Origin of the sequence: Sulfuricurvum sp. (assembly GCF_028713855.1) — a bacterium.
Lineage (GTDB): Bacteria > Campylobacterota > Campylobacteria > Campylobacterales > Sulfurimonadaceae > Sulfuricurvum.
This window is the reverse complement of sequence record NZ_JAQTNN010000007.1, coordinates 137,744-145,196: the sequence shown is the minus strand read 5'-3', so window position 1 is coordinate 145,196 and position 7,453 is coordinate 137,744. Positions and strand designations below refer to the sequence as shown.

General features: G+C 31.3%; 5 protein-coding genes. All 5 read right to left on the bottom strand.

What is annotated here, in order from left to right; translation table 11 throughout:
• Nucleotides 1-168: 168 nt before the first annotated feature.
• Nucleotides 169-426 carry a hypothetical protein gene (locus PHI47_RS08435; RefSeq protein ID WP_299936134.1) on the bottom strand — a complete coding sequence of 86 codons (258 nt, stop codon included), beginning with the start codon at nucleotides 424-426 and terminating at the stop codon, nucleotides 169-171.
• Nucleotides 427-560: 134 nt separating this feature from the next.
• Nucleotides 561-1,601 carry a hypothetical protein gene (locus tag PHI47_RS08430; RefSeq protein WP_299936131.1) on the bottom strand — a complete coding sequence of 347 codons (1,041 nt, stop codon included), beginning with the start codon at nucleotides 1,599-1,601 and terminating at the stop codon, nucleotides 561-563.
• Nucleotides 1,601-2,374: a nuclease-related domain-containing protein gene (locus PHI47_RS08425; protein WP_299936129.1), complete on the bottom strand. Its 774-nt coding sequence runs from the start codon at nucleotides 2,372-2,374 to the stop codon at nucleotides 1,601-1,603. The genes PHI47_RS08430 and PHI47_RS08425 overlap by 1 nt, the downstream gene beginning before the upstream one ends.
• A gap of 30 nt (nucleotides 2,375-2,404) precedes the next feature.
• Complete coding sequence (locus PHI47_RS08420; RefSeq protein WP_299936127.1) at nucleotides 2,405-4,765, bottom strand: hypothetical protein; 2,361 nt, start codon at nucleotides 4,763-4,765, stop codon at nucleotides 2,405-2,407.
• Nucleotides 4,755-7,238, bottom strand: coding sequence for a hypothetical protein (locus PHI47_RS08415; protein ID WP_299936125.1), 2,484 nt, complete (start codon nucleotides 7,236-7,238; stop codon nucleotides 4,755-4,757). Before PHI47_RS08415 ends, PHI47_RS08420 begins: the two co-directional genes overlap by 11 nt.
• Nucleotides 7,239-7,453 lie beyond the last annotated feature (215 nt).

The window sequence follows — 7,453 nt, the reverse complement described above, 5'->3', positions numbered from 1 at the left end:
ACTAAAATCGAAGAAAAAAGAAGAGACCGAAGTGTAGCTTTACGCTACAATTTTACAGCCTGATTCGCCGTTGAAAAAGTGGAAACATGTTTGTGAAACGGCTGGAAACTTCGAGTGAAATCTACAGCATAGCCGCAGGAAAGGCTCAAAGCCTACGTATGCGCACTATTAGACACCGTAAAAGATGGCTTTGCCTACGGTGGCAACGTCTACTTCAACGATTTCGTTTTCTTTGCCTTTGTAGAGGGCTACTTTGGAAGAGGGGATAGAGAGATCAATCAGCTCTTTGCGTGAGTCACCGTTTTTAAGAGGTATCTCTAAGAGCAACTGTATTTTATTTTTACCTCGTACTATTTCACCCGTTTCTTTATTGGTGAAATCATTCGAAGTATAGACATTTAGAAGGGTTCCAGATAATTTGATCATAATCAAATCCTTTTTATAAATTTTGGATTTGACAAAGCGCTTTGCCGTTTTCGAGTTATATAACGAGGAAAATTATAGGGGATAGGGCGGTAAGAAGGATAGGTTTTTTTTCCCTGAAAATCAGGAAAATTTATTTATATAAACATGGATTGATGTGATCGAATCTTTGGATTTCTCAAAATGCTATTAGGATAACTAGCTTTATAATATTCATCTGGATTGAAGAAATTACGAAATTTATTTTTATTATTTTTACCTTCTAAAGCCAATACAGATGAGCCTCGAAAATATGTTTTTACATAATAATGTTGAAACTTTTTGATATCAACAGTAAACTTTTCGGATTGACTAAACGGTAGTAATAGTGATTCAATACTGCGCTTTAATGCAGACTTATTAATTGCATCATGATTAATATATTCCTCTCCATCTTCGTCATAACAGTACATTGGAACCATATACAGATTATTATAAAGCTTGATGGCAACTGATCTAAGAATCATCTGTGGTGTTAGGCGATAACCCTCAAAGAAATTTGACAAAGAAGCCAGATAAATAAGATCGCCAATGTTCACAACAAAGGGGACTAGTTCAGGCATATAAAGCTCTATATCTTTTTTCAAAAGAGAGTCGTTTATGACATCTTCAGGATTATAAGGGATTGGTATGAATATTTGATTTTCTCGATCATACTTCTGATTGAATCTAATTTTTTTTGAATAATAACTGGCAAGCGCAAGATTTTCGAGCATTAAGTCATCATCTTTTAAAAACGATTCAAATACTTTTAGAGCAATAACTATTCGCTTTTTCATCAGTGAATCATCAATACTTTGATATATTTCTTGAGAACTGATCAAACCATTGATGTAGGGAACAATATTCTTTCGCTGTTTTTCGAATCGCTTTATTCGATCCCAATGCTCACTCGTAGCGTTTTGTTTTTCTTCAAGATCGATAATGGAGTAAAAGCCATCAAGCAAGATGGTTATAATCTCATCGTAATAATTATGAAGTTCATGTAAATTGGTATGAACTTTTTCTAAAAAAGTGAGTGTATTTTCAATATGTTGATGTTTTTTGAGAATATCAATAAATCCATTTTTACGTATATCATCAACTTGAAGATAGCACTGGCTATACGATATTAAATTTTTGATAAGCTCTTGTTGCATTAAGCCTCTAATGATCGTATATAACGGCTTAAATGGTTTGAAACTAACTGAACATCTTCGAGTGACATGACTTCTTGTTGATTGTTTAGAAATGATGGTAAACCTCTAGGGTTTAAAGCCCAGATACCACTATCATTAGTGTTGGTCATTTTAACGAACCAACCGGGGAAAGCAATTACAGGTTGAATCGGAAACTTTCGAGCTGTTAACTCTTCGATTAACTCAGAGAGCCATTTATTTTCAGCTTTGACTTGAATCATAATACGATCTCCGTAGTCAGCACCGTTAAATAAAAGTTTTTTACCATCGAAAAGGATTTCGGCTTTGCCCTTAATCGGTTTTGAATGAGTTTTTGTCTCGATGATATAAATGCCTTTAGTAGATACGACCACATGATCGATATTGAAATTTTCACCTTTTATATCATGGAATACTTTTATACCGTTCGCTGATCGGAAGCTTTCTAAATACTGTCCTACGGCTTTTTCACCGTCACGCCCGAGTCTTAGGTTTTTTAATCGTGATCGGATATTGATTATTTTGTATGCAGAATATTCTGTGAACAATAAAGCCATGATTGTAAATATCCAAGGTGATGGGGAAACATGGGTATACAATCGGTACCATTCAAATACAGCAAATAAAATTAGAGTTAAACTAGCACTGATATAGGGTGTCGCATCTTCATCGATAATACGAGTTATTTCTTCATCAAGTGATTGCCCTGCATTACGGAGAGGTTTGTCTTTAAGGGGGGATTTTTTATTATTCATAATGTAATAGTCACTTTGCGTAATTTGTATCTAATTTGAAAAGGTAAAAGCTTTACTGTTTTTATTTAAAAGTTCAATTTTTTGTAATGTTTCCTCGGTACTCAATTTCTTGTTAATCATTTGATATGCATGAGCGTACTCGTTTCTCAAATTTGTCATAAATATTCCCGTATCATCACTACCTACAACGACATTCGGTTTTGGATCGTCTACACTTTTAAGTCCAAGCCATCTAATCAAGTGATGTTCACTGTATTCTTTATAGTAGCTGATACGTACGTTACTCGTCGGAAGCGTTTCTATCGCAATATTTTTTTTGTTCAAAAACTCAATCATCATATTCTGAAATAATCTTAGTTCATCGACACCAAATATTTCCAAGGGAATGATCTGAATCATTTTGTTGTATTTTGCGATATTACACCCTTCATGGTAAGCTTCATAAAGCGAACGGACATCTTCATCGATTTTATTGTATTGTTTTAGTTCTTTTGACTCAAAATCATCAAATAAACTCGGTTCTCTCCACTCAAATACAATGAATGGATCATATTTTCTACTTTTCCATGCTTGAATGATTTGATACATCGAATAATACTTGCCACTGCCGTATATCTCATTAAAATAACGTCTAATCGATTCTTCCAATTTGGCGAGATATTTATACATTGTTTGAGTTTCAGAACAAAAATTATAAGCAAATACTAGATTGTCGAGCCACTCTCCTGTTTTTATCGTCAATTTACTATCATACAAGCGTTGATTCCATAATTTAGGTTCTATCCCCAATGCTGTCGCATGTCCTATACGATTTCCTGATTGCATCTCTAAAAAATCAACTGCTTCGTACACCATTCGTAAGCCAGAAAGAATATGAACAAAATCTTCTCCAGCATGGTAGGTAAAATTTTTATACCCTAAAAAAGCTAGTTTTCTAAAGATAGGGGAAAAGGCCTCTGGTGATGCGTGCAATTCGTTTGCTGCCGAATCAAAACCGACAATCAACTCTTTATAAATAAATTCACCTTTTTCGTTATGATATTTCAGACTCTCTAGTAAAAAATCGAGAGCTTTCTTATTTTTAAGTCTCAGTTCTAAATCTCGGAATGTGATGATTTTTTCAGGGTTTCGTTTCTCTAAATGTTTCGTAAAATGAGGGACTAATTTGAGTTTGAATTTTTTTTGTAGTTTTTTGTCATATCCGGCATGAATATCCTTTAAAAGAGTAAGAATATCTTTCAAATTATCTTTTGGGGCAAATCTTCCCTCTAAAATGGATAATGAATTATCATACATCCCTTGGAGTTGATAATATCTATTGTTGTAATGTACTTTTTCAGTCGTCTCCCGTAATTCATTAAGTGTTATTTTTTGAAATTGATCGAAACCAACCTGCGTTTTCTGCTGAACTAAAAGTTTTTGGAAATAGGAATAAATAAGGATATAGTAATGAAAAAGATGACCGAAATATATACTTTTTGAACTTGCTAAATATTCCAGACTTCGGATTATAAAAAGTGATTCATACTGCATTTTAGAATCGAGACAAACATTTTCGATTAAACTTATAGGATGATTTGTCGAAGCGTAACAGAGTGTTTTTCCAATATCAAACGTCTCTTTGGTAAAGTAAGAGTTAGCTTTTTCTTCATCACAGTTACTATCTATCATAGATAACATTTGATCACGAATTTGAGAAGCGATTTTCAAAAGTCTGTAAAAATCATCTTGCTTGAAATGACCGATTTGTAGATACTGTTCGGTTACTGTTGAGTCTTTAAGTGATTTTTTAATATACGAATAAAATTTTTGTGGTTGTTGCAGAGCATCATGCCAAACGATGTCCACTTCTGTCGTACCGGTAAGGTGCATATGCATTTCATTAAGCCCATTGTTAATAATAGAGTCAAGTTGCGGTTCATAGATAGAGGGTAATGCAGTTTTTGAAAAAATACTTTTAATTAAGTTTTCGGGCTTGATATGAAAAGATTCTTTCGATTGTTTGAAAATTGCATAGGAGATAATAATGAGCGGTGAAATACTCAAAATTGTATTTTGCCATTTTTCAAACTGGTGATTATTGACATAGATTTTTTCGCCTTGAAAAACAAGCATCTTAGCGAGTTCTTCAAGTGTGTCAAATAACAAATCATTAGTTGATTTACTAATTTTTGAGTCATTTAGATAGTATGCATCAATATCTTCAGATTTTTTTTTCGTAAAATCTTCCATTGCATTTTTAAAAACATAGTCAGGTTTATACGGGTCTCTACTATGAGCTTCGACAAAGAGATTGTTTTGTAACTCTTTGTCGTTTAGGGAACCCTCATATAAATATTTTTCTAGGATTCTTTGGGAATCAAGAAATACTATGGAAAGATTAGTTTTCATCTTTCCAAATTTCTATTAGGGATTTTTTGACGTGACTAGGCCCTGTTTTTGATCCTATACGATATGACTGAACGCCACGAAGTTGATTAATAATAGATGTAATCAACTTAGGACTGTTAATGTTTTTACTTAAAGCAGCTTCCTTGGTTTCCGGTGCGGCATTCTTTTCAATTCGACTTAAAGCTTCTTTGACGGCTTCAATTTTTATCTGTAAAGTTTGATCCTCAAATTGTTGTTTAAGTAAAGATGTTACTGTGTCATGACTCGACTTAGTGTTAATTATCTCACCAGAAAGTTTTATTTCTTCTAAACCAGAAAAATATGTATTTCCTTTTACAAATAATGGACATTCATAAAGATAATCAAAAAAAGTATAGTTACTTTCATCGCTTTTATAACCAATTAATTTATTATAAAAGTGATTACTATCTATTGAAGGATTTTTAAGATCAAGATCTTTTATTCCTTTTTTCTGTTCGCAATGAATGAATACTCTATTTAAAAATGCCGTGAAATATAAATCCAACAGTTCTGAATAACTTTTTTTTCTGTTTTCAGATTTATCTTCAATATCATTCATACTATAAACAAATTTAATCCATATATTAGATAAATCTGCAATCGATAACTTTTGAATTATTTTCTCGGATTTTTTTGTCCATGTGACTAATGCTACCTTCAAATCTTTTGAGATATCAAAGCTACTCCAATACTTATCTTCATTTTCATTATAACTATGTATGAGATTATCAAGAATATCTTCAATATTTTCACTATATGATATATCTGCAAGTAAACCAAATAAATTAAATATGGATAGAAAATTGTATCTTCGCATATCTTGATTGTAAACTTGACTCATTAAAAGTGATAAATTTGTTTTTTGATTGATCGATTTTAAATTATCTTGCGAAATAGATAAGTTACCAAAGAATATAGGGTTTCTTGAATGCGTATTAGTATCGATTGTAAAAGATTTTAATAGTTTTTTAGAAAGCTCATGTGTAGAAATACTGCTATCTAATGCAAGACCATCAATAAATTTCAAGAGCATAGATTTGTCCCTACTGTTTACAGTAGCATTAAATCGTTCTAAAACATAGCCTACTTTCACAAAATATGACAGGTAATCTTTAGGTGTTAAAATGTGATTTGCCATCGCATTAAGATAGAGCATAACAATATTGTCATCAACATGTGCAAATTCTGGAACTAAGTTCAAATGATTATCACGACTAATATTTTCTGTCAAGATATATATTGATAAAAGATTTAAAAACTGTTGATTTAACGGTATATCAACTAAACTATATGATTCTAGTTTCTTTTTTATAGTTGAATAAAAGGTGTGTTTAATTCTAAAAACAAAATCTTCATCTAGTTCTTCTTTATAATTCCATGCTTGAAGAATTTGCATAACTGATCTTGTTGGTTGTGTTAAAATAATATGTTCATAGTACTTTAAATAATCGCTCTTTGAAGTCAAATACACTTTTTCGATCATCTCTTGCACAAAAGAGGTAAATGTTTTCATTTCTTTATTTATAAAAATATTTTCTTTTAATGTCCATAAATTTTTGAGATCAATACGATTTTCAGGTTTAAGTACTTTAGTAAGATATTGTTCCTCAAGATGCTCGATTTGTCCAATATATTTTTCTTTTCCTTCATATTTTTCAAGTGTACCATTTGGATCCATTTTTTCCCATTGAAGTTGTCTTACCAGTGTAGAATAAAGATCTATGTCTCCTAACATTGCAATGATTAATTTTCGTGTAGTTAAATATTTTCGCAAAATTTCAAGTACATCCATACCATTATTAAGTGACGTGTCAATATCATCTAAAATTAGAAAAAAAGCATCTTTATTTAATAGTATCAAACTTTTATCTATAAATTTATGGAAATTTTTTTCTAAGTCAGCTCCTTGTTTTGCATTCGAAAGCCCTCTTTCTAATATTAATTCCGGCGAGTCCCATAATGTATTGTCTTTTAAATGGTCAGAGCCTACGCCGTCAAGCATACTGAGTCCACCAGCAAGTTTTTTAAGACTTTCTTTCCAATTTTTATATTGCGTGTCTTTCCCATAATTACATTCATTACATCGGACAAGGTCATCAACTTTATTTTTAATAAGTGTAATGATATTTAAAAGAATATGTTCTTTAGTTTCGATGAGTGTCGGATCAATAATACAAAGTGGACATATATTTGCAAGTATATTTTTGTCTTGTTGGACACTTAAAATAAAAGAAGTTTTCCCCATCCCACGTTTGCCATTAATGAGAATTGTATTGTGAACCCTATCAATATTGCATTGATCTTTTTTATTTTCATTAGAATCATACTTTTTTATATCATCCAAAAATATTTTGATCAATTTTGAAAAATTTTCTTTTGCACTTAACTGAATCATATTGTCTGCATCAAATGCTTTAGTATCTGTTTGGCTAAGATCGATTACAACACTCATAATAAATTCCCTTATATTCATTCAATATAACCAATTGTATCGAAAAAAAGTGCCACCTGATATATTTAGATTAGTTTATTATTTAATATAGTTACAAATATTTCGTTCATAATATAAGTAAAAATGAGGTTATTGATTGTTATAGAAAGAATAGATTGAGAAAAATATTTAAACGTTTTGTGTTATCAATTGTAGATAATACATTACTGTATTGT